This is a genomic window from Paenibacillus sp. ACRSA, from assembly GCF_022346845.1.
Taxonomy (GTDB): Bacteria; Bacillota; Bacilli; order Paenibacillales; family Paenibacillaceae; genus Paenibacillus.
Map to the genome: position 1 here is coordinate 17,391 of NZ_JAKRNP010000002.1, position 23,159 is coordinate 40,549.

Genomic DNA, 23,159 nt, shown 5'->3' on the forward strand with positions numbered 1-23,159 from the left:
TCATGCACATAACAAAGCAATATTATATATAACATAAACACGGGAAATTTAATTGAAACAGAGGAATCAAGCAAAGCTATTATACTTTGACCGAAGTACATAGCATGAATATGGCGAAGAAAAACAAAAATATACAGAATATAAGGATAGGTACAGGATGTTGACTATGCATTACGATCATAGGAGACATAAGACCAGCCATGATTCCGCCGGATACGCCGGTAACAATCGTTTGATAATCTACAAGCGCTCCAAAGATCATGCCCACAACCATCGCGAAGATGGTGACAATGATCGTTACCCAAGTTGCATAATAAGGAAATTGTAGGCCCCATAATCCGCCAAAAGCGATGGCACTCACCGTACTAACTGTCATAGAAATGTTCATGCCCAGATGATAGCCAATCAAGTTCCTTAACTTTCTCAAATGCATATATCCTGCAAAAATACCTACACATAACATCACATTCGTTATGATAAATAAGACGATATCCATGACTTTTCCCCCTATCAACTGAATAAGGTACGAGCGCTTCTCATAAGATGGTGTATATCATACATAAGGAGGTGAACACTCATGCTGGATCCAGGCTCAAGCAAGTTCAGCTCACCCGCAAGTCCGCTTCCTGCTCATGAATTGAAAATACTTCAGGAATACATTCATCATCAAAATGTTCAAATCATTGGTGAGATCAATCCTCTTCGTCGTAAAGAGATTATGCTATCTAACTTTTTCAAGTCTCACAAAAATCAAACTGTGAAACTTAAGGTTCATAGTCGCAATCAGTTCACTGAAATGATGGCCAAAACAGAGGCCGTAGGTAGAGATTTTGTCATCTTGACTACTCTCCTAACCAAATATTGGGTTCCCTTTCGCTCAATTGTTACCGCCGAACAACCTTTTGACCAAGTGAATGTTCCACACCAACAACATCAGCAGGTCGTTTATGATGAAGATCTTAAACAAAAAATACTACTTAAATTCGGAAAAACCGTAAGCCAAAAGGATTTTCTCAAACAGCAATTTTTCGAGCAAACTTTAGCTGGTCATATCAAGTCTCTAATGAACGACAAATTAATCGTCGAAACAAGTACCGCTCGAATCCGAAGCAGATTGTTAGATATCAACGCTCAGGAAATCCTTTTGAAAGAGAAAGGCGGCCGATCTTCAGTACCGTGGAGTGATATTCTATGGATTGAAAAGCAACGATTTATCTAGAATAAAAGTCCAATAAGATCATGCGAAGGGGAAGACACCTCATCATGTTATGAGAAGGTGTCTTTTCTATTTTTACTTCTTATTCTGTTTGGGAGGTTTAACATTCAAAGGCGCGAGCTCTGGAGTCTGTTGATCAAGTACTCTTAAAATCCCCCATAGACCGAGTTCAATGTCCCATCTGATATTCCCTGAACGATACAAGTAATCTCCAGGAATGCCAAGCGAGCCACCTGCACCATATAAGAGCAAGAAATCATCTGTATGTCCCACGCTCATCTGGCCTTGAAAGGATACGCTTAATGAGTTCAGATCATCATCACTTCGTAGCCACTGGTGACCGTGCAGTACAAAGGTATGAGCTCTAGCACGATCAGAAATATACATCATTCGGATCACAACAGGGTCGCCTGCGTATGCAAGAAATACAGGTGTTGAAGGATCACCATGAACTTTAGAGCTGAAGACAAGGGAAACATCCGGATTTATCGCAAGTCTATTTTTGAAACGTTCTGCACGGTAATTGAAACCTCGCGATCCTTGATCCTCAAAATCCTCCGTCTCTTCTTCTTCTAGCTCTTGATTTATTGTAATGACAGGTTCAGGGTCTATAATGAGCATACCATCCTGATTATATAATCGAACTCCGTCATGCATAATCACACAATATTCTCTAAGACTTAAACCTCCACTGCTTATAATAACCTGACTTCCTGTGCTTGTAGGTTTTCTTGTAACAGGGTCAAGATAGACGGAGCCTTGAGGTTCTGTGACCAAAAGTCCAAATGCTCCATGATGTCGATGGTTACGAATGTCTGCCATATCGGTAAGTCCTACGCTGCCAATCTGCTGATCAATATACCAGTGATACGTGATGTGTTCTCCAGGAGCGATGGTCTGATCCGGATTGAATCCAACCGTTGCCCCATCTGAACTTAGAACATCATATTCAAGCAGTTGTGCATGTAATGATATTCGTTTGGAGGGTCTATGTTTAAAGTTAACAGGTAATCCAGGGTAGAATTGATCATCTGGAGGAAATTTCAAATGATGCAGCTCATTTGAAAGCCGAACTTCAACGATTTCACCTACATTGCCTCTTATAATCAAAGGCTCTGGATTCATTTTCTTTGTGCGTATATCCTTAACATTTTCTTTCAAAGCAAAAATAATGCTGTACGGATCCTGATCACCAAAGTGATTATAGATCACAGGTGTCTGTATAGCGACAACATCATAACTTCGAATAGGCGCGCCCTTAGGTCCAGGCAACTTACGCTCTATTGCTCTGGGTGGCCTTTCCCCTGTAGGAACAGGCAATGGTTCAGTTCTAGGTTTAGGTGCTTTGCGATCAGGTAAGGGAATTAAGTGAGGTACAAGCTTCTCATAAGAACGCATAATCCCCCAATTCCCTACCCATAGATCATCGATTGAACCATAATGGTACAACAGATCGAAATCTCCTGATCCTTCAACAGCAAATTCCAGTGTGAACGACTCGGAAATGCCAATATGCTGCTGATCGACCAGATCTGATTCAAGGTCTCCCCGTTCCCGTCTCCAACGCTGCCCATGCAGATTAAAGGAGTGGGATTCCTCCTGCGCACCCTGAAGAAGCCGAATTCGCACAGGGTCACCGTTGTAGGTTTGCAGTAGAGGTGTCACTGGATCTCCGTGTACCCATGAACTAAACACATAGGCTGGATCCATGTGAGGTTCCTTTAAGCGAAATTGTAGTGGTTCATTTCTATAGTTGATTCCCATCACCCCTGGATCTTCATGGGAGCTTGGAAAAGGCGGTTGGTTTAATGGATTACCATCCGAATCAAACAAGAGTGCAAAGTCGTGGACAAGCAAAGTAAACTCTCTAAAATCAGGAATAAATGGATTCGTTATTGTCGCTTGTGTTCCCGATCTAATCTCTTCCCCTGTATGTGAAGATAAGTATTTGGAACCTCTCGGTTGTATATTAATTCCCGCAAAAACCCCATGTTGTTGGTGTTGATTGGCAAACAGATGATCATGAAAAAAAGTTGCTTTTAGTTCAGCATCAGCAAACCATTGATATTCAATCGTCTGCCCAGGAAGTATACCTGAATCATAATTCCAGCCTACGTTGGCTCCATCCGATACAAGCGGATCGAATTTCACAAAGTGAACATGAAGTCCTGCCTCATACGTACGATTGACCAATTGAAAAGCATTGCCCCCTATAACTTCAGGGAACTTATTTGTAAATTTAAGCCTGACACAATCTCCGCCGTTGGCACGAATGGTTAGCGGTTCAGGCGCTTTACGTCCAGAGCACACAGCTTCCTCATCTTCAGCCAAGACAAACATTCTACCCTGAGGATCATGCCACCCTTGATTGTTATAGACGATTGGAAGTTGTATCGCTACGATGTGAAACTCTCGTATTGGATTGATTAAAGGGTCACAAGGGTTTACAAACACTGCACCAGGAACAGCATTCGGTGCAAATTGATTTATTTCTAGCGGAGTTGATTCACGCCCACCAATGATGCCAAGCGGAGGTCTAGGCGCTTTTTTGCCAATAATACCAGGAATAAAATTAGGGAATCCTGGCTTTTGTTTGGTCGGCTTCGGAGGAACAGGCTGACCCGGAAGAGGAATCAGAGCATCAATGGGTTTACCGTTAGGATATTTCTGAGTTCCATCCTGTAAGGTATTAAAAATCCGTTGCATTCCCCACATGCCTTCTTCAAAGTGCGGATACAGGTGACAATGAACAATAATATCTCCAAAAGCACCTTGCATGCTCCCTGCTCCATATAGAGGTGAGACTGTATAGGATGCCTGCGGAGAGATGGCTTGCGAATCCTTGATTTCGGAGTCTAGATCCGTCGTCTCAAATAGCCATTGATGCACATGATAATGAAATACATGTGTTTCTTTAACTCCGCCGTGAATAACCCTTATTTTCACAGGGTCTCCTACGTAGGCTCTTAGAATAGGCGTTGCGGGATCACCAAACATCCATGAGTCATGATGTACTTCTTCGCCTTCCGTTTCCGGAGATACCACGCCTTCTAATATGAGACGATGTCGATTCCTCATCGGTTCAGATCTGTAATTGATGGCATGCGTTGCTTCGGGTTGAAACGTATGTGGACTAAAAGGTGTATCTCCTGTCAGGTCTTTAATCTCCATTTCATCGTGAAATACCCAGGCATATTCACGAAATGAAGGCAGGAAAGGATTATGTATGTCAGCGTACACACCAGAAAGTAGTGGCTTTCCTGTCTTAGGATCAGTCCATGTGGAACCTTGGGGCTCCACAATCAGTGCTCCGAATAGCCCATGAACTTGTGTACCGAGCTCACTAGAGAGCGTGTTTCCAAAATCCGTGAAATAACAAATTCCTTCCAGGGTTGTATGCCACCTATACGTTGTGCAATCTCCTGGTTGAACCGTTGTATTAGGATTAAAACCCACTGCCGCTCCATCTGATGTGGTAACGTCATATTCAACATCCTGTATATGAATAGATGAAGGATAATGCAGTTTATTTTCAAACAAAATCTCAATATCGTCTCCTGCGTTGGCACGAATGATTAAAGGCTGTACTAGATCAACCGTAGTAAAAGGATTCTTAGCAATAAGCCTACGAACCTTATCCTCATTCTCTTTCAGTACATACATTTTCCCTTCAGGGTCGTGATCTCCAAAGTCATTTACGACAATACGAACCGAAATAGCTACAACATGAAATTTTCTTTTCACATTTCACCTCTTAAACTCGTATTTCGGGGATCGGGTTCTCCGGTGTCTCTACGAAATAAACTTGAATATTATCAATATGTGTACGAAGTGACGTGTTATCAAATTCGGGAACATTACAGATCTCTACCTGGATCGAAATCGTATCTGCTTCAACTTCAAGAATCCGCCCCACATAAAAGAAGGGATAGGATTCAATAATAACTAGAATACGACTACCTATGGCTGTAGTAAGTTCCGCAATGAGCGCCTCTTGTCTGAGATCGTTGATATTACGAGCATCTTCCCGCTGAAGCATTATTCCTAACCTCCTTTAAGAAAGTGTTAGTCTATTATTCATTGCAAAAGGTGCAAAGATGGCAATGTTCTCAATGGGGAAACATAGCGGTGTCGGAAACTGAAAGTTGGGAGCATTGGGCATTTTGATAATTACTGGATTTAATTGAATAGATCCACCTCTAACGATTTCAAGTCTGCCTGTAAAAATCGGTCTGAATGTCTGTCCCAGTATGTTTAGCTGTGAAGCATCAAGAATGACGATAATTTCTTGACCAAGCAATTCTTCAAAAATCGTATTGCTCTCCCTTAGCTCTGGTGAGTGATAATTTTCACCATAATTATGCAATGAACTCAATGCATTCCCTCCTTGAACATATTTTGTAATACAACATAACCAGTTATATATATGGTAACAAGGAGGGAGAATATGCTATTGCTTTGCAATCGTAATAACTTCAATCTCAGTTAAAGCAATGGTTTCAAGAAGCTGATCCTCATGCTTGCTAAGAGGTTGAATTATTATTTTGTCTTCGGTTGTATTGACTAGGCAACCCATTTTAATGCTTTTTGGCTCATTCATTTGAATGATGATCTTCTGTCCTGCATGTTGTAAGAGAGCTATGCTTAGCGGAATGCCATAGAACCGATTCAGCAACATAACACTTCCTGAAACGGTTTCAGTGAACGTATACAACAGCGCACAATTGAGCTCCTCGCTGCAAAAGATCGGATGAATCTCATGCGTCGGTGCCGCTTCATTCCCATCGGTCGATATGGAAATCAGCTGATCATATTGTATATATCGAAGTCTTGACCTACTCCAAATGGTAATGTAATTCTTTCCTGATTGTAGGAGAAATCCATCCACCGTTTTCAACTTTCCGCGAAATGACATTTCAACCTCAACATATTGGTCTTGGAGTGAGGCTAATTTCAGCTCCAGCTGTCTTGTATTGTTAGGTTGAGGTGGGTTACCCAGGGTTCGGAGAATATGATTGGCTTCGGCTATACACGCTTTTAATTCAATAAATTGTTTTTCAGGTAATGCTGTTGTTGGTGAACTTATTCCAATGCGCTGTTTAGCTTTAATCACGAGACAAATACCTCCAATGAAAGAATATTTAATCTCAGTATATGGGCTGCTATACCTATCGAACTGGTCAAACGCCTATCTTTGTTACATTCCTTGGAAATAGGCTAATGTCTCTGGCACACCTCGTGGTATGGGCATATACATGATATCAAATACCGAAATAAGTGGAGGATCTCATGAATCATAAGAGAGTACTACTCAAAAAGAAGGCTGTTTCCCCGACCCAATCAAGATCAAACAGAACATCAAGAGTACTGCTGAAGAAAGATTGTGACCTCAAAATAAACTACGGAGTTTCTGACGATTGTGCCTGTCATCAGCCGATCTCACAGCATGTTGTCCATCGTGAAAAATGTTTCAAGATCATTCCTGGACAGAAGCCACTAATTAAACTTCGATTAGCTGGAATTAATAACAACCTGAATTTTGAGTTATTCCGCCACAAAGGAAATCGTATCATTATCGAAGTTAGTTCTGGTGAGAAGACTGAAAAAATCAGAGGCGTATTATGTGATGTAGGCACAGATTACGTCGATATCAAAAAGGCAAACGGTAGGGTTGTTACGCTTCTTCAGTCTAATATTATCAAGATTGAGTGGCTGGGACGGAGAAAAAGAGCCCCTCAGGTTGAATACGTAGAAGATGATTATGGGGATGAATATGGATATGATGAGGAGTGCGAAGAATAACATCCGAGGAAATCCAGTATGAAAGATTGGGGGAAGTTAACCCTAATACGATCGGCGGTCTTCTCATTTCAATAAAACTCTGGTCAAAGATATGCCAAAACGCAAGCGATTATATTCAATCGCTTGCGTTTTGGGTATGATCATTTACTATCAAATCTCTAATGCACTAGTTATTTGGCATCCTCCAGCCACTGCGCAAGTGGTGTATCATTCGTGAGCTCACCGTGTAAAATGTGGCTAAACTTGCCTTCCCGATCAATCACCATCGTTGCGGGTAAACCGGTGATACGATACATCGTGGATATTTTGCCAGTCACATCAACAATTACAGGAAAATCAAATTGCTGTTCATTCATAAATTCTTGAATCGTACCCTTGGATTCTCCAACATTAACAAACAGTGTCTCTACATCTTCTTGGTGCATCTCTGCCGTCTGATGCAGCAAAGGCATTTCTCTTACACAAGGTGTGCACCATGAAGCCCAGAAGTTAATCATAACTACCTTACCTCGATAATCGGATAGAGAAACTTGATCACCCACTGAATTGGGAGCCATAAAGTCTGGAGCAGTGGCACCAGCTTCAATTGACCCTACTCGTTGCGTCTGGGACGGTGAGATTCCCTGAAATACAGCCCACACCCCAGCCAGCACTGCAACCGTTCCGATCAAGATGGTGATCATGCGCCTCATATGACGTTTATGTTTTCGCAACAAGTATCACCTTCACTTTATCCCTAGACTTTGATGAAATGCAGCATGAAGCGAACCAAACTGTTCACGAAATTGATGTGTTGTACCACTCCCAACGTTCTGCCCATTGTTCATAAAGACAATATGATCAGCGAGATCATCCGCAATGTCTAACTGATGAGTGGAGAACACAACCATATGACCCTGCTTCTTAATTTCTTTGACAAGCTGTGCAAATTCATGCATCCAGAATGGGTCTAACCCATTCGTTGGCTCGTCCATAACGAGCAATGGTGGCTTCGCCAACAGTGCCTGTGCAAATAGTACACGCTGTCGCATACCCTTAGAGAAGGTTGCGACACGTTTATTTTTTTTGTCCTCCAAACCTACCATCTTCAGCACTTCCTGTACCCTATCTTTGGAAACTCGCCGCAATGCAGCCCAGAACAAGAGCATCTCTTCTGCCGTCAGACTCTGATTAAACTGATAATCATCTGGCATGTACCCGATCTGTTCCGAATACCGTTTACGGTCACTCCTCTGCCCTACCTGGTTCACAAGGATATCTCCTGAAGTAGGACGAAGGATACCTGCTATCATACGTAGTACAGTGCTCTTGCCAGCACCATTGCCTCCACATAAAGCGAGTACGTTACCTGAAGAGATGTGAAAGGAAATCCCCTCTACGATCGATTGTTTTTTTATCGTTTTACATAATTCGTTGATACTTGCCTCCACTTTATCCATGGGAACGTCCCCTTTCCCAGATTCCGTATACCACAAATACAGAACATGTAATCCACAGCAGACAGATCGTTAAGAAAATCCAACTGCCACTCGGTTGCTGCACCCATGTCACCCATTGGTAATATTCCGGTCCGAGTACCGAGCCCCCGCCAAGTTTAATAACGACAAATAAACGTACCAGCTCGGCTGGATTGATGAAAGTTAGCACAACAAGCAATGGTTTGACCCATAAAAAAGGCACAATACCTAAGATCGCAAGCAAGAGCGTAGGCCATCCGATCACTGCAAAGAACCAAACGGATACCGAAATGGTTAACGCTTGCCACCGATTTTTGGATATGGAGCCGATGAACAGTGCAAGCGTTAGGAATAATAGGACTAATCCGCAGGAGAATGCCAGAAATAAGAGATACGTTGTCACGTTTAATGCGCTACCGATCACTCCACTGATAAGACCCATCAAGCCATATCCAAATGCTACAATCGTAATCAGCACCACAGACAAGCCAAGGTATTTTCCAACAATAAAGGACATTGTGCCAATTGGATAAGTAGACAACAGTTGCCAGCTTCCCTCTTCCTTCTCCGAAGTTAGCGAGAAAGAACCTAGAAATAACGTCATTAATGGCAATAAATAGAGAATGAGATTTAACATCGAGCCGGTTGTACCGGAATATCCTTGAACAAAGTTCTGTGAATCAATGAGCAGTAAGCTTAAGCTAAATGTGCAAAAGAGGATTAAAAACGAATACGCCCAGGGATTGCGAAATCCCATCCTCACTTCACGCTTGGCTACCAGTAACATATCTACCATATTCGATCACCCTGATTACTCATCATCACTAGTGACCCGATTCTTCCTTCTTCTCGCCTTCCTCATGCATTCCTTCCTCACTCATTCCCTCTTCCCCATGTCCGTGGTCATGTCCATGATCTCCCATATCCATCATCTCCGTGCTCTGTTTCCAGTCATGGGATGCGAGATCTTCAGCAGTCATGATGGTTCCAATGCCTTGCTCCGCAACAAACGCTTCAGCAGATGCTTTATCCTTGAAATTAAGGATGCCATACGCCATTGGTGTACGCAGAGAAGCATCATAAACATACGTCGCTTTGCTGTATTCAATCCATTCCTTGTCATTATAATCACGTACAAAATCCATACCGATGTTCTCAGTCCCATTTTCTTCTTTCCATTGGTTCATGCACCCGATGTCGTCAAACTTATAGTTCTTACCATCCTTAGTTGTAAGCTGTGTTGCATAGGCATCATCCTTCACCTGCATCTTGCAAATGGCACAAATATCCACGTCTTCATTAATTGGTAATGCCGCATATTTGGTTGACCCGCAAGCCGTTAATACCAACAACCCCAGCATAAGCAGTAATGTCATTGTCCATCGTTTGTTCATTTACGTAATCCTCCCGAATAAATCATAATACAAGCTGAGATACATAATAAAATGACTCCGATAACCCATACCGGTATGGTGTCATTCGTTGTGCCTGGTTGCAGTTGAGGCTCCATTGTCATCGTCATCAGAGGTGATTGATCTGTTGACCAATTCTCTTTGCCTTCTGTAAACAACTCACTCAAAAAGACCATCCCCGGGGATTGAAAGAAAAGCTGATAGGCTGAATTCCTACTAATTAATTGCTCATAGAATGGATTAATTCCATATGCCATTTCACTAATCCCATCACCATTCAGATCAAGTCCCCGGAAGGAGTCCCAATAATTAGATGACATCTCGTTGTCCTGGCTATCTACAGCCGAAGCATCAATCACATTGGATATGAACTGGTTCTGATTGAGTCGGTTGCCTTCTGCAAGTACAAGCTGAAACCCGATGAAATTACGCAGAACCTCATTATCACGAATATCGTTATCTGTGGACTCCGCAATGTTCATTCCGACTCGATTACCTTCCACAATATTGTTCGCTATGGTAGATTGATGAACGTCGTATAACAGGATGCCTTGAGAATGTACATTTTCACTCTGCTTCCGAAATGAATTGCCCGATACCGTGGTATTCTTCACACCCATAATCATGGCACCGGTGATGTTGTCCTCACCTACATTATCCAAGACGTAAGAGTCATCCATATACATGCAATGGATACCATATCTTGTATGTAGTAACGTATTGCCTTTTACAGTAGCTTCACGGCTATTCTCCATATAGATTCCATCGAGCATACCCCTAATTTCATTGCCTTCAATATGGTTGCGATGAGCGTTGTACAGATCAATCCCGTTGCCTTTCTGACTGCTTGAAGCCGTCTCGGAACCCGTCCATGTAATGACGTTATCTTTGAAGATCCCCTCATTAGCGTCACGAGCAAGAATGCCGAAGCCCTGTGTCTGAATATGTATATCCTTGATCTCTGCATGATTGGCTTCAACCTGAATAGCTGCTGTAGGTGTACTATGCTGATGTAGAATAGTAAAACCCTGCAACTTTACGCCATCTGCACGAATGTTGATCGTGGATTCTGGAGAATTCGTAGATGCAGACTGAATTGAGCTTGTATCTGTGCTCACGATCATCACAGAGGAATCTCCCAGAAGGGATATGCTCTTGTCTATAGTCACGGGGCCTAAGTACATACCTGGCTTAAGTGTAAGCTCTTCTCCAGGATTCATCGCGTTAATGATCGGTTGTAGCGGAATGAAGCTCTGTTCTTTTGAAGCGGCGGACGCATTCCCTGACAAGAATAGAAGCTGAATCAGTATACCTATAAACAGCCATAGAGTAAGGGTGCTCCAAGAGGTGACTTTACGGTTGAAGTTGTCTGACATGTTGAGAGGCATGCGAGCATTACGCATGAATTGCCCTGTAGCTAGGCGAACCCTCTGCGATAACATAGGTCAACATGCTGTGTTCATTCCATTCAAAAAAATGTTGAGTTTTACATTCGGTCTTCAATTTCATTCCTCCATCCTTCACTAGCCTTAACACAATACTGCTCATAGTGTACATAAAAACCTAATGTTTCCATATAGCTCAACATGGCTATACTACTTGATTGTTTGTGGCTAAATTGTGAGATACATGAAAATGGTGTTGTCACTCTTCACTTTTTTCAATACTTCTAAGAACAAGAGAAAAAGCTTATCCGGAATAATGAGTATCCGTAATAAGCCCTTGCTCCAATGCATAACGAGTGAGTTGAACTCGGTTTTGCACCTGTAACTTCTGTAGAATATTCTTCAAATGATTCTTAACTGTATATTCTGAAATGTTATATTTCTGTGCGATTTCTTTGTTCGTCCATCCTGCAGCTACTCCATATAAAATGTCCTTTTCTCTAATAGTCAGAGGCACATCCGGCTCTTTTTTCTCTGTTAAGGATACGTCCTTTAAGATCTGATAAGCCACCTCACGGCTCAAGGTCGCCTCTTCTGTAACGATGGAATGGAGATATTCTAACCACATGGAGGGTTCAAGGTTTTTCAACAAATAACCCTGTGCCCCACACTTTAATGCTTCCAGCAAATGAAATACATCATCCGAGACGGTAATCATCACGATTTTCACATAAGGGAACATCAGTTTAATCCGCTTAGTCGCTTCCAATCCGTTCATAATTGGCATCTGAATGTCCATTAGAATGAGATCAGGAAGCCACTGCTCTGTAAAATCAATGGCCTGTTGGCCGTCAGTCACAACCCCAATCACTTCAATAGACGAATCCATAGATAAAATATCACAGATCGCTTCTCTGGCATGCACATGATCATCAACAACAAGCACCCGAATATGACTCATACATGTTCACCATCTTGACTAAATCGTACAACAGTGTGCTCCTGTTCTCGATATAACTTCAAACTCCAGTTCATCGCTTTCAACCTCTCTTTCATAATATGTAGTCCATATCTATCTTTCATTGCAAACGGATCGCCGGCAAAGCCTCTACCATTATCTTTAATCGTTATTAATCGATATCCATTTTTATTCTCACCCGTGATCCAGCCTTGGGATGCTTTGGCATGTTTTTGAATATTTACAACAGCCTCGCGCATACACGCGAGAAGCTCAATCTTCTCTTTAGCAGTAAAGACTTCATCCTCAATGTCCCATTCCAGATTAATGGGGATTGGAGTATCTCCAATCATTCTTCCAATTTGGTTACGGAGTGAGACAGAATCCAGCGTGGGTGATGCTGTCTGGCTCTGAGAGTCATATCTGAGATTAGCTATCGATTGGCGCACATATCGATTCACTTCATGGACGGTTTTCCGAATTGCATATACTTCTTCGAGGTGCTTCTCTTGTTTACGTTTAGATTCCAGACGTTCTACTTGTACGGAAAGTAAAAAGAGAGATTGTGCAATGCCATCATGCAGCTCCTTCGCTAATTTCTCACGAGATTCCAGCACCGCCTTAGCTGCTCGTTCCTTCTCCAATTCCTTTTGGATACGTTCCATATTGCGAAATAGCTTCGTGACGAGCGTAATACTTACAACATAAACCATGACAGGCGTAAGCCAATTACCGAGATCCATAGAGATATAGGGTAAAAGAAATTGGTGGCGTACGTACTCCCATACGCCAACAGTTAAGGTTGGGATGAGCAAGATCATCCACTTGATCTGTTTATAAGACATGCTTTCCCTCCTGGGATTCCTAATCATACGATGAAGCGCATGGATTGATTGCATAGCTATACCTAACTCTAAATAGCATACGTTGTACACATGCAAAAGGCATGACCCCTTAGAGCCATACCATAGGTGATTTAACTTTTAATTGTAAACATTGTTTGAACGATCATGGAATTTACGTTCCGAAATAGACATCTAATTTACCAGTAGGAGGCGTTGTTGCCATCCACACCGCAGCAAGATTGTCCGGAGCAGATGTTTGTGCTGTGATATAATCCCCGATCAGAACTGTCGGTACCGGAGAGATTCCGTTTGGATTAAAGGAAGTGGTCGTCAGACGCCGATTGGTAAAGGTAGCTCCTCCATCAAACGACTCTGCAACAAAAACATCCAGCAGGAATCCATCTATCCGGTTGGAGTAATAGATGACCCTAATCGTGCCAGCGAATGGTGAGACGGTAATAAACGGAAAGAAATTTTGCGTTCCTGGAGGTGCACCCGTAATGCTGACTGGGTCAAACCAGAGCAAGCCATCTGGTGAACGAGAAAGTAGCACATCGGTGTATCCATTACGTGCATCATTCCAAACGGAATATACCGTTCCGCTAAAAGGGCTAATAGAGATATCAGCTCCAAGGCATAAATTGGTCTGCACTCGAAATTGGTAATTGGGCACAGGTAACGGTGAAGGTGCAGGTACAACAGAAGAAATAAATGTAGCCTGTCTCTCGACCGGCGGTTGATAGTTGATCCCGCCATCATAAGATATGCGTAATAATGCAGAGGGGCTCGCTGGGCCGGTAATAATGTATCCTGCATACACCTCTCCAGAGAATCCTACAGCTAGTGCTGCCCGGTCATGTATTCCCCTTGGATTAGATTGTCGGTCAGGGCCTTCCCACGTCAACCCTTGATCAAGCGATCGCTGAGTAAATATGGATGAAGACGTTGTGGCGAGCGGCGTATATCCAACATAGGCATTACCTCTATACGGACTGCCGGGTGAACGATCAACAGCAATAAACGGCTCATCATTATGAATCACCGTGCCATATCCTGCTTGAACGATAACCGGTGGTTGCCAGCTTAATCCATCATCAAATGAGGTATAACTGACAATCGTACCATCATTAATACCGTTAAATACGTGGACTGTCACAATAAAAGTGCTTGGAAATGTATAGTCAATGGTTGGTGCCTCTGCACCCGAATATCCCGGAGGGTTGGGGAATACCGTTGTTGACCAGGTGCTGCCGCCATCTATGGTGCGATACAATCCTGTCAATGTGGGGCCGGTGCTTGTATCTACAGCAACCACACACATAATATTGGGATTAAGCGTATTAACAGCAATCGAAGGTTCGAATTGATTCCCTGCCAATGCTCCAGTAATATTAACTACAACCATGCATATCACCTCATTTCTTCTAAGGAATATTGGTAAATCGGTCTATCAACGACATTTCAGATTGGAGAATTCGCTGGATAAGCTGACCCGTTGAATCAACACCATACACGTTAATCATCGTACTTGTGGCACTGAAATAATCACTTTGTACTTCATAAAAGGATGCGCTGATAAGTGGATATACAAAAGTTCTGCCAGCTTGGGGAGCCAGCTGAAATAAATCATGACCCACCGGAATTCGTACGGTCTGCGTAGAATCCCATCGGAAGACCTCAAGCTCAACATTGACAGCAGCGTTAAGAGAGTCGTTAAGGCAAGTCACGATAACCTGGGTAGACTGCGTCGTTCCCGTAATGGGGTTATAGATAAGACCCGTGCTAAAAGGCACAAGTATTCACTCCCTTCTCCTGCAAACTTTTCTACTTAAGGGGATTTATCGTATAATATGTTGTCCTACTTTCAACGGAACGGCGTTCAACTAAAGATCAAAAAAAGCCACCGATCTCTCTAAGATCAGCAGCCCTTTTGGAGGAGTAAAACGATACATGAAATCCATCATACAGTTATTACATTTTGGCTATCATCAGGCAATGAGTTGTATTTTCCCGGTCGTTATTTTTGGGACATTAGCGCTTTCGAGTGTCATTCCAGTGCCTTTTTTTCATCGTTATGATGCCATCTTAATCATACTTCTTATCGTGCAATATCTGATGTACCGCAGTGGTTTAGAAACGCTTGATGAAATCAAGGTCATCTGTGTATTTCACTTCATTGGCTTGCTACTTGAGATATATAAAGTATGGATGGGCTCATGGTCGTACCCTGAACCTGGATATACTAAACTATTGGGTGTTCCGCTATACAGTGGATTTATGTATGCAAGTGTAGCTAGCTTTATGTGCCAAGTATGGCGTAGACTTCGTATGGACATGACGGGTTGGCCAGGCGGAATATCCTCCGCATTGCTCGGAGCAGCAATCTACCTTAACTTTTTCACACATCACTTTATTCCTGACTTCCGTTGGTGGCTCACAGCACTTGTGTTTGTTGTCTTCTGGAAAACATTTATTATCTACCGTGTACGTTCTACAACTTATCGGATGCCTCTATCTCTCGCTTTTATCATTGTTGGATTCTTTATCTGGACTGCTGAGAACATCGCTACATTCTTTAATGGTTGGAAATATCCTGATCAGCATGAAGCATGGCAGCTCGTAAGCTTCAGTAAAATCAGCTCATGGTTCCTCCTTGTTATTATTAGTGTCATCATCGTTGCACAGCTTAAATATGTGAAAGCCAATCGAACGCGAAACATTCATAATTAAATTTAGGTATTGGTTATTAGGATAATTGTAGACTGATTTAGCAAAGTAAACAGAAAACTCCCCACTCGTTAGGAAGATTATGCCGAGTGGGGAGTTTTACTTAACTATAATGAATTGAAATAGCATTGTTTATCGTAACTTTGGTACTGGGTATAGAACATCATTACTTTTGAAATTAAGTTACGTGTTGTTGAGCGTTGTTCGCTTAATCATAGATAACGTTTCAGAGGCTCGCTGGTTGTTGAACTATATCTTTCTGATAAGCCAACACTTGATCCCAGTCTCCGTGAAAAATAGGAATCCGATAATATCCCATTCGCTCATATAATGCAGCCGCTTCTGGTTGCAGCGGACCTGTCTGTAGCTTCAAATTACGATAGGCAAATTGTATAGCAAGACGTTCAGCCTCAGCTAAAATGGCTTGAGCAACGCCTTTACGCCTATATTCAGAGCGTGTATACATGCGCTTCACTTCCACGGAATTTTCATCAAGGGGTCTAATGGCTCCGCAGCCAACAGGATATCCGTCTAACCGAGCTACAATAAACGCAGATCGTGGAACCTCCACGTCAGAGAGTTGGAATCCTGCCGTTCCGTCACCTCCGTACAACAATCCAAGCTCCTCGCTCAGCTCCTTTATTAATTGCACTGAATCCTCACTTCTTACATCTTCGGCGGCGGCAAGCACGATTATCGACGACATGCGAATCCCCCTTTATCTCATTGGTTTTATTTGTTTACAGGTTGGCGGTATTCAGCGACTCGAGAATAATATAACTCGTAGAATCCATATCGATGTTGTCCTTACTTATAGGAGTCTAACACCTGACCCAAAATTTGAATCCCTTTTACAATCTGTTCATCGGATGGTGTAGAGAAATTCAGCCTAATGGCATTACACGCTTCGCTCTCATCCACGAGGAAAGCTGTACCAGGAACAACCGCAACGCCTTGAGCAGCAGCAGTCTTGGCATATTCGAGCATCGGAACTTGATGTGGTAGATCACACCAGAGGAAAAGTCCTCCTTCGGGTTGAGTGAAGGTAATACGCTCACCCATGTGCTGCTTCAACTGTTCAATCATTAACGCTGATTTTCTATGGTAAATTGTTCGAATGCTGTCGATATGACTGTCGTAGTCATACTCCGCCATGAACTTGTACGCCAAAATCTGTGGAAGCATAGCGGTATGTACATCCTCACCTTGCTTAGCCACAACCATCTTCTGAACAACCTCGTACGGTGCAAGCACATAACCCACACGCAGACCCGCAGATAGAATTTTGGAGAAGGAACCTACATAAATGACAAGACCTTCATCATCCATCGATTTAATGGTTGGAACATCTTGTCCCTTGAATCGAAGCTCACCATATGGATTATCTTCAAGAATCATGACACCATACTTTTTCGCCAAATCATAGATTGCCTTACGCTTCTCTTCACTTGTCGTAATGCCTGTCGGATTCTGGAAGCTTGGAATCACGTAAATCAGCTTCACGTTCTGCTCTGTTTGCAGAGCATGCTCTAGCTTCTCAATATCCATCCCGTCAGTCTCCATAGGCACACCAACTAATTTAGCCCCTGCTGCCCGAAACGTATTCAAGGAACCGATGAAGCTTGGACTCTCACAGATTATCGTGTCACCCTCATTACAGAAAACTTTACAAGCAAGCTCGATACCTTGCTGCGCTCCAGATACGATGAACAATTCATCTGATTCTCGGCCTGTATTGAAGCCTGTTTTCAAATGTGTCGTTAGTGCTTCTCTTAGCGGAGCATATCCTTCTGTAATTCCGTATTGAAGAGCCGTCACCGGATCATGTTCCAGTATGGATTGTGTGAACGTACGTATCGCCTCAATCGGAAACGTCTCCGGTGCAGGATTACCTGCTGAGAACGGGATAACGTTCTGACCTGAAGTTGCTTTTAAAATTTCACGAATGATGGATGGCTGTAATGCAGCAATCCTGTTGGAAAATGAGTAGTCCATCGTAATAATGCCTCCCTATTGTCAGTACATCTATTGGTGTTTGTGTTTATGCTTAACCTCTATTGTCTCCCATTGCTTGTACCACTTACATTCGTTGATTGTATCATAAGTGAATTCATCCGTTCATCCATAAAATAAAAGAAACACGACTAACCGGCTCATGGTCAGTCGTGCTTAGAGTATTATGAATTACTGAAAGAACCGCTGCCTGACTTCACTGTCTGTACCTCATACATGTTAACAGTTGTACTGATCAGATATTCTGGCTTGTCTTGCGATTTTTTCTCACGGTGGCCTTTGATATGTACATCGCTTTTCTCCCAGTTTTTCCATGCTTCTTCTGATTCCCAGCGAATGATGACAAGAACTTCTTCTTGCTCTTTGTTTCGCTTGTTGACCATGACACTGAAATCAATAAGACCCGGCATATCCGTAATTGGTGATGGACCACTCCATCGTTCTACGACCTGATCGCTGTACCCTTTTTGAATAATGATGCTTCTAGTCTGGATTAACATAATTACCTCCTAAATCATCTCAGATTTTTGAATTAAACGAGGTCTAACCAACTTACCTAGCTCCTCTTGCCTAGCTGTCCTCTAATTCTATTTTAATTCAATTGAAAATGATTATCAATGATAATCAGTGTAAAGCTTAAGCTGATTTGAGGTTACTCACTTCAAGTCTTTAATGAAAGCAACACTTCGATTCACTTCTGTGAATCCAATCTTTGCATGAAATGCTTGGCTTGCATGGTTCGTAAGCTCCGTATCTGATGCGATCTGGGTACAACCTGCAGACTTCGCCCATTTCTCTCCTGCTTCAACTAATCGTCTTGAAATACCTTGGTTCCTGTATTCTTGCTCGACAAAAATGCCCTCAACGTACCCCACAGGCGATGAATTAGATCCTTCAACATAATCAGTTCTTATCGATAAGTGAATAAATCCAACGTACCTTTGTTGAGACTTTGCAAGATAGAGTCTGTCTTTCTCTGATTGTAATACATCTTGAAAGTCAGCTCTTAAGTCTTCCCACGAATTCTCGGGCCATAATTTTGAGGCTAATTGTGTCACTTCATCTAGGGTTGTCTCATCTGCCTGTACAATCTCCATCCGTGCACTTCCTCTTCTTAAAATTAGTTTCGCGTCATCAAAGTAAGCCTTGTTACATATCATTTGCTCTTACTTGCAGTAATTGCTATTGCACGGGGTAAACTCGAATTCTTGATCGTTACCGTGTATTTCTTCATTTGCTTATCTGCACATTCATCCCATTTGTCTGAGAACAGATAGAACATATCTCCAAAGTTCATTCCTTCGGGTAAATTATCTTCGAATTTGATCACCGCAATCTCCGAATCAGGCAATTCGTCTAACACCTCTACCTTAGCGTGAAAAACCATGCCCAAACTTCCGTTCCACTTATAAATACCGTAGGGAGTGAGTTCGAATTCTACCGCTCCTGTCTCCTCATACAGCTCTCGACTTGCAGTTTCTAACATCGTTTCCCCTGGTTCTCTATTGCCCCCTGGGATCTCCCAACCTCCTCGTTTGCTATTTTTAATAATTATGAACTTATCTTCAAAGGTTGTGAGCATAATGGCAAACTGTATTGCATCATGATTAATCTCATTAATATCATACCAATAGCTCATGCTATCCTTCTTCCTCATGTTCATTTATGTTTCTCAATAGTCGATATACTGAATAATTGATTTATCATTAAAGGCTTCTATTATTTTCTATTCTGCTTATAAATTCATCTACTTGTTTTCTAGTATTCAAAATAATGACTTGTTTATCTCCCTGCATATGTTCGAGCTTCTTCAGAACGTTCATTCCACTTCTTTTCTTATAATTCCAGACCCATTTCACGAATTCCCAATCCAACTTTTCATTACATCCTTCATTCATATCGGGTCTACTCTTGTTATGGTACATCAATCGCCGTTTGATAATCCGATAGCAGCATAAGAGCCTGGGCATATCCAAAAAGATAATGACATCCGCTCTCTCCATCCTGGTGCTCATTGTTCTTGAATAGTTGCCGTCCATAATCCATTGATCTTGATTAGTAAACTTATCAATCATCTGATCCCACTCATCATTCGGTTTAGGAACCCAGTTTGGATTCCAGAAGTAAGCATCTAAATGAATCACAGGAAGATTAAGCATGTTACCTAACTTTTTGGAAAGCGTTGATTTGCCAGATCCACCTGATCCAATCACCAAAATTCGATTCATTTTGTTCTCCTTCGCAGCAAATGGATTGTTAAGCAACGGGTTTCTTCAGAAAAATAGAAGCAATGTTACTTACTCCAATCACTCGATAACATACTATAAGTCACAATGTTCTCATAATGATCGTACAGCCACTGAGCTTCTCTTGAAGTGCCTTCCTCTACAAAACCAATGCGTTCTGGAATAGATCGACTTCTTAGATTGGTTTCTGCACATTGAATGATTACGCGATTTAACTTCAACTCAGCAAACAAATAATCTAACAATGCCATGATCGATGTTGATATAATTCCGCGGCCTTCGAATGACTCCGACAATAGATACCCAATACTTGTTTCTTTGTTCTCCCAATCAATGTAATGCAGTCCGATCATTCCAACCAACTTATGTTTGTACCATATTCCTGCATCAAATCCGTTTCTCTCTTCAACATTTTGCGCCCACATCGCTATAACAGAATCTAAGTCGGATGGGGATTGACGTTTATCAACCCACAGTAGCCATTTTCGGAGATGCGCTCTATTATTATCAATTAATGTGTACAATTCATCCCGATCTCTCGGTTGTATTATATTGATTGAGATTGATTCATTAACTTGAAAAGGAAACATGGTCATCCCTCTACTCCTCCTTAATCAAATTCTCCCATTCTTCAAATGATAGTTTATCTGTTATTGATTTGAACTTTTCAGGTACAGAAACAAAACACATCAACTCAAGACTATTCCCATCTGGATCGTTAAAGTATACGGAGGCATTCCCTTGGTTTGCACGTACAAAAGGTTCAACTGAACTTCTTCTCCCAAAAGGAACGGGTTCAACATCAATCGTTTTTAGCCAATCCATACTATGCTTAAGTTCCTCATAACTTACTCTAAATGCAATATGTCTTATGGAAGGATGATATGGCAGCCGATGTTCCTCACCTTCCCAAAGACCTAGCCAGCTCTTCTCTTTCTCGATCCAGAAAAAGGCCGTGTCTTCATCTTCCCAGGCAAGCTCCAGTCCTAGTTTTGAATAAAAATCGATCGATCTATTTTTGTTACTTACCGGTAAATGAGCTTCATACAGACCTAGAATCATTTAACTCAACTCCTACGTGGTTATAACTGCAAATCGCATCCATCAAATGCTTTATTCGCCTGAATCAGCGCAACTGCGTCAGTAATGGCATTCTTCTGAGACTCCGTTAGTTTTCCTTCATCCCCATCCCAATCCTTCAGCCACCAGAAGAAAGAGCTGATATTTCTATATTCCATGAATAAAGGAATTCTCTTGATCCATTCATAATCCAAATTATTTTGCTCCAGATAACCTTCTAGAAACGATGTTAAGAAATGCTTGGAGAATTCGTTTTTGGAATGCCACTTCGGATGATCTGAGCCCCACCATACAGCATGTGTAGCTGCTACCCCAATATCCATAGCGTACCAACCATACAATGAATCATCAAAATCAAATACGTTGATTTCACCATGTTCAATCAGAAAATTATAAGGATGAAAATCGTAATGTATTAGCCCATACGCTTTAGGGTTTTTAGATAACGACATCAATTCCTGCTCAATTGCTCTAAGCTTATTTACAAGCACGGCGTAGTTACCTTTATGTAAATGTGGGTTATCGATTTCTAGCGTGCTCCACTTTACTCTCATATGTTGTGAATCCATAGGCTCATATAGTGAGCTGGTTAACTTATGCATACGTCCCATTGTCGCACCCCATCGTTTAAATAAGGGTGAATCCCAAGCTTGTGGATCTGAATCAAAGAACTTACCCGAAGCACCCTCAAACGCAGTAGCAATATAACATTTCTCATCATCACTACAAACGGCCGTCATGCTTCCTTCTATTGTAGATACGGGTATAGAAACACGAACACCGTTCATAGCCAAGAAACGAACCCAGTGAACCTCAGCCTGTATGCTCATCTCGTATTCAATGGATTTTTCGGACAATCGTAGATAATAAATCTGGTTATCATTAATGTATCTATAGACCTCATTTGTTGAATTACTGACAAACTCTAATGAAGTAGGGTTCATTCCAAAAGCTATTGCTGCTTGAGATAGAATGTGTTGATTAACCAAATGCATGTCACGTCCTTCTGAATAGGAGTCGCTTTCCAAACCAACTGTATTGCATTTTAGAGAACCATCAATTAACTAATATATTCAACGTCAAGCTTACGAACATAGACCCCTGTTCCCGAGATATACACGTCTATACGATCTTGCTCACGACTTACATTTACCAACACTTGTCCATCTTTATGCACTTCTGTACCCTGTTCCACGATGAATTCTATGTTAGTTGTTTCTTGATCAAGGTATGTCAAATAATAAGCTCCCATCACGCCAGATGCAGTTCCTGTTATCGCATCTTCGATCGTACCTGAGTACGGTGAAGAAAAGTGCCTAGCATGCATCAATGCCTCTTGCTTAATTGTTTCTAATCCAAAAGGATGCACAGAAGACCTTGGATTCTCGACCAAGATCTCCGGGAACATATCATTATTAGACTTCATTCTACTAAAGCTCTCTAAATTCTTAATAGGTACCAACAACGTCCATGTTCCTGTACTTCCATACACGATGGGCATAGTTGGATCGATCTCTTCTTCCAATAAGCCTAGGCTCTCTGCCAGCTTCTTAGCTGACCCTTGAAATGGAACAAATTGAGGATGATCCTGCTTCATCGTTACCATCAGTTCGTTATTAATATAATTGAACGTTATAGGTAGGATGCCAACATTCGTTTCAATCGTAACAGCACTTTGGGATGCGTCAATGAAACCTCGTGTCTTTAAACAATACATCGAAGCCATCGTTGCATGTCCACATAAGTTGATTTCATGTCCTGGTGTAAAATATCTTAGTCGATAATCCACATGACTGGATTTTAGAACAAATACGGTCTCATTGAATCCAACAGAACGTGCAATGGATTGCATTGCCTTTTCAGACAAATGATCCGCATCCAACACAACTCCCGCCGGGTTTCCCATATTAGGTTCTGAAGAGAATGCATCGTAATGTAGAACTTGTAGTGTAGGCATGTCTATTCCCACTTTCAAAGTTGATTTGCTATAGATATTGCTCATCCGATAGATTCACTAC

Annotated in this window: 27 protein-coding genes; 3 read left to right on the plus strand and 24 right to left on the minus strand. The window is 41.9% G+C overall.

What is annotated here, in order from left to right; translation table 11 throughout:
• Positions 1-79 precede the first annotated feature (79 nt).
• Complete coding sequence (locus MH215_RS04975; RefSeq protein ID WP_239288735.1) at positions 80-496, minus strand: hypothetical protein; 417 nt, start codon at positions 494-496, stop codon at positions 80-82.
• Between the two features lie 81 nt (positions 497-577).
• Here MH215_RS04975 and MH215_RS04980 point away from each other — a divergent pair, with 81 nt between their 5' ends.
• Positions 578-1,219, plus strand: a complete 642-nt coding sequence (locus tag MH215_RS04980) for a hypothetical protein (RefSeq protein WP_239288737.1) — start codon at positions 578-580, stop codon at positions 1,217-1,219.
• 72 nt (positions 1,220-1,291) lie between these two features.
• Here the strand turns inward: MH215_RS04980 and MH215_RS04985 are convergent, their stop codons facing one another.
• From MH215_RS04985 to MH215_RS05000, 4 genes are all read right to left on the minus strand, one after another.
• Positions 1,292-4,960: a multicopper oxidase domain-containing protein gene (locus MH215_RS04985; protein ID WP_239288741.1), complete on the minus strand. Its 3,669-nt coding sequence runs from the start codon at positions 4,958-4,960 to the stop codon at positions 1,292-1,294.
• Between the two features lie 10 nt (positions 4,961-4,970).
• Positions 4,971-5,255 carry a hypothetical protein gene (locus MH215_RS04990; RefSeq protein WP_239288743.1) on the minus strand — a complete coding sequence of 95 codons (285 nt, stop codon included), beginning with the start codon at positions 5,253-5,255 and terminating at the stop codon, positions 4,971-4,973.
• Positions 5,256-5,270: 15 nt separating this feature from the next.
• Entirely contained in the window at positions 5,271-5,591 is a 321-nt protein-coding gene (locus tag MH215_RS04995) for a hypothetical protein (RefSeq protein WP_239288745.1), read from the minus strand.
• Between the two features lie 75 nt (positions 5,592-5,666).
• Positions 5,667-6,329: a hypothetical protein gene (locus MH215_RS05000; RefSeq protein ID WP_239288747.1), complete on the minus strand. Its 663-nt coding sequence runs from the start codon at positions 6,327-6,329 to the stop codon at positions 5,667-5,669.
• Between the two features lie 176 nt (positions 6,330-6,505).
• Between MH215_RS05000 and MH215_RS05005 the strand changes: the two genes are divergently transcribed.
• Positions 6,506-7,018, plus strand: a complete 513-nt coding sequence (locus MH215_RS05005; protein WP_239288749.1) for a hypothetical protein — start codon at positions 6,506-6,508, stop codon at positions 7,016-7,018.
• 170 nt (positions 7,019-7,188) lie between these two features.
• Here the strand turns inward: MH215_RS05005 and MH215_RS05010 are convergent, their stop codons facing one another.
• The 9 genes from MH215_RS05010 to MH215_RS05050 form a co-directional block, all read right to left on the minus strand.
• Positions 7,189-7,731 carry a TlpA family protein disulfide reductase gene (locus MH215_RS05010; RefSeq protein ID WP_239288754.1) on the minus strand — a complete coding sequence of 181 codons (543 nt, stop codon included), beginning with the start codon at positions 7,729-7,731 and terminating at the stop codon, positions 7,189-7,191.
• A 12-nt stretch (positions 7,732-7,743) separates the two neighbouring features.
• Positions 7,744-8,457: a heme ABC exporter ATP-binding protein CcmA gene (gene ccmA / locus MH215_RS05015; RefSeq protein WP_239288755.1), complete on the minus strand. Its 714-nt coding sequence runs from the start codon at positions 8,455-8,457 to the stop codon at positions 7,744-7,746.
• Entirely contained in the window at positions 8,450-9,271 is an 822-nt protein-coding gene (locus tag MH215_RS05020; RefSeq protein WP_239288757.1) for an ABC transporter permease, read from the minus strand. The genes ccmA and MH215_RS05020 overlap by 8 nt, the downstream gene beginning before the upstream one ends.
• Before the next feature lie 28 nt (positions 9,272-9,299).
• On the minus strand, positions 9,300-9,869 hold the full coding sequence (locus MH215_RS05025) for a nitrous oxide reductase accessory protein NosL (RefSeq protein ID WP_239288759.1): 570 nt from the start codon (positions 9,867-9,869) through the stop codon (positions 9,300-9,302).
• Positions 9,866-11,329 (minus strand): right-handed parallel beta-helix repeat-containing protein, encoded by a 1,464-nt coding sequence (locus MH215_RS05030; RefSeq protein WP_239288761.1) that lies wholly within the window; start codon positions 11,327-11,329, stop codon positions 9,866-9,868. Before MH215_RS05030 ends, MH215_RS05025 begins: the two co-directional genes overlap by 4 nt.
• Before the next feature lie 247 nt (positions 11,330-11,576).
• Positions 11,577-12,233, minus strand: coding sequence for a response regulator (locus MH215_RS05035; protein WP_239288762.1), 657 nt, complete (start codon positions 12,231-12,233; stop codon positions 11,577-11,579).
• On the minus strand, positions 12,230-13,075 hold the full coding sequence (locus MH215_RS05040) for a sensor histidine kinase (RefSeq protein ID WP_239288764.1): 846 nt from the start codon (positions 13,073-13,075) through the stop codon (positions 12,230-12,232). The genes MH215_RS05035 and MH215_RS05040 overlap by 4 nt, the downstream gene beginning before the upstream one ends.
• A 172-nt stretch (positions 13,076-13,247) precedes the next feature.
• Entirely contained in the window at positions 13,248-14,480 is a 1,233-nt protein-coding gene (locus tag MH215_RS05045; RefSeq protein ID WP_239288766.1) for a beta propeller repeat protein, read from the minus strand.
• Between the two features lie 19 nt (positions 14,481-14,499).
• Positions 14,500-14,868: a hypothetical protein gene (locus MH215_RS05050; protein WP_239288768.1), complete on the minus strand. Its 369-nt coding sequence runs from the start codon at positions 14,866-14,868 to the stop codon at positions 14,500-14,502.
• A 157-nt stretch (positions 14,869-15,025) separates the two neighbouring features.
• On the opposite strand from MH215_RS05050, the gene MH215_RS05055 reads away from it, so the two are divergent.
• Positions 15,026-15,805, plus strand: coding sequence for a DUF817 domain-containing protein (locus MH215_RS05055; RefSeq protein ID WP_239288770.1), 780 nt, complete (start codon positions 15,026-15,028; stop codon positions 15,803-15,805).
• A 223-nt stretch (positions 15,806-16,028) separates the two neighbouring features.
• On the opposite strand, the gene MH215_RS05060 is transcribed toward MH215_RS05055, so the two are convergent.
• From MH215_RS05060 to MH215_RS05105, 10 genes are all read right to left on the minus strand, one after another.
• A complete protein-coding gene (locus MH215_RS05060; protein ID WP_239288772.1) occupies positions 16,029-16,508 on the minus strand; it encodes a GNAT family N-acetyltransferase in 480 nt (159 codons plus the stop codon).
• Positions 16,509-16,609: 101 nt separating this feature from the next.
• Entirely contained in the window at positions 16,610-17,797 is a 1,188-nt protein-coding gene (locus MH215_RS05065) for an aminotransferase-like domain-containing protein (protein WP_239288774.1), read from the minus strand.
• Positions 17,798-17,979: 182 nt separating this feature from the next.
• Positions 17,980-18,315, minus strand: a complete 336-nt coding sequence (locus MH215_RS05070) for an antibiotic biosynthesis monooxygenase (protein WP_239288776.1) — start codon at positions 18,313-18,315, stop codon at positions 17,980-17,982.
• A gap of 156 nt (positions 18,316-18,471) precedes the next feature.
• Complete coding sequence (gene aac(6') / locus MH215_RS05075; RefSeq protein WP_239288778.1) at positions 18,472-18,912, minus strand: aminoglycoside 6'-N-acetyltransferase; 441 nt, start codon at positions 18,910-18,912, stop codon at positions 18,472-18,474.
• Between the two features lie 59 nt (positions 18,913-18,971).
• Complete coding sequence (locus tag MH215_RS05080) at positions 18,972-19,454, minus strand: NUDIX domain-containing protein (protein ID WP_239288780.1); 483 nt, start codon at positions 19,452-19,454, stop codon at positions 18,972-18,974.
• A 67-nt stretch (positions 19,455-19,521) separates the two neighbouring features.
• A complete protein-coding gene (locus tag MH215_RS05085; protein WP_239288782.1) occupies positions 19,522-20,043 on the minus strand; it encodes a DNA topology modulation protein in 522 nt (173 codons plus the stop codon).
• A gap of 65 nt (positions 20,044-20,108) precedes the next feature.
• Positions 20,109-20,657 (minus strand): GNAT family N-acetyltransferase, encoded by a 549-nt coding sequence (locus MH215_RS05090; RefSeq protein WP_239288784.1) that lies wholly within the window; start codon positions 20,655-20,657, stop codon positions 20,109-20,111.
• A 4-nt stretch (positions 20,658-20,661) separates the two neighbouring features.
• Positions 20,662-21,123: a VOC family protein gene (locus tag MH215_RS05095; protein WP_239288789.1), complete on the minus strand. Its 462-nt coding sequence runs from the start codon at positions 21,121-21,123 to the stop codon at positions 20,662-20,664.
• Positions 21,124-21,143: 20 nt separating this feature from the next.
• Positions 21,144-22,136: a phosphotransferase enzyme family protein gene (locus MH215_RS05100; RefSeq protein WP_239288791.1), complete on the minus strand. Its 993-nt coding sequence runs from the start codon at positions 22,134-22,136 to the stop codon at positions 21,144-21,146.
• A 65-nt stretch (positions 22,137-22,201) separates the two neighbouring features.
• The gene (locus MH215_RS05105; protein ID WP_239288797.1) at positions 22,202-23,098 is read right to left on the minus strand and encodes a PhzF family phenazine biosynthesis isomerase; all 897 of its coding nucleotides are present in this window, start codon (positions 23,096-23,098) and stop codon (positions 22,202-22,204) included.
• Positions 23,099-23,159 lie beyond the last annotated feature (61 nt).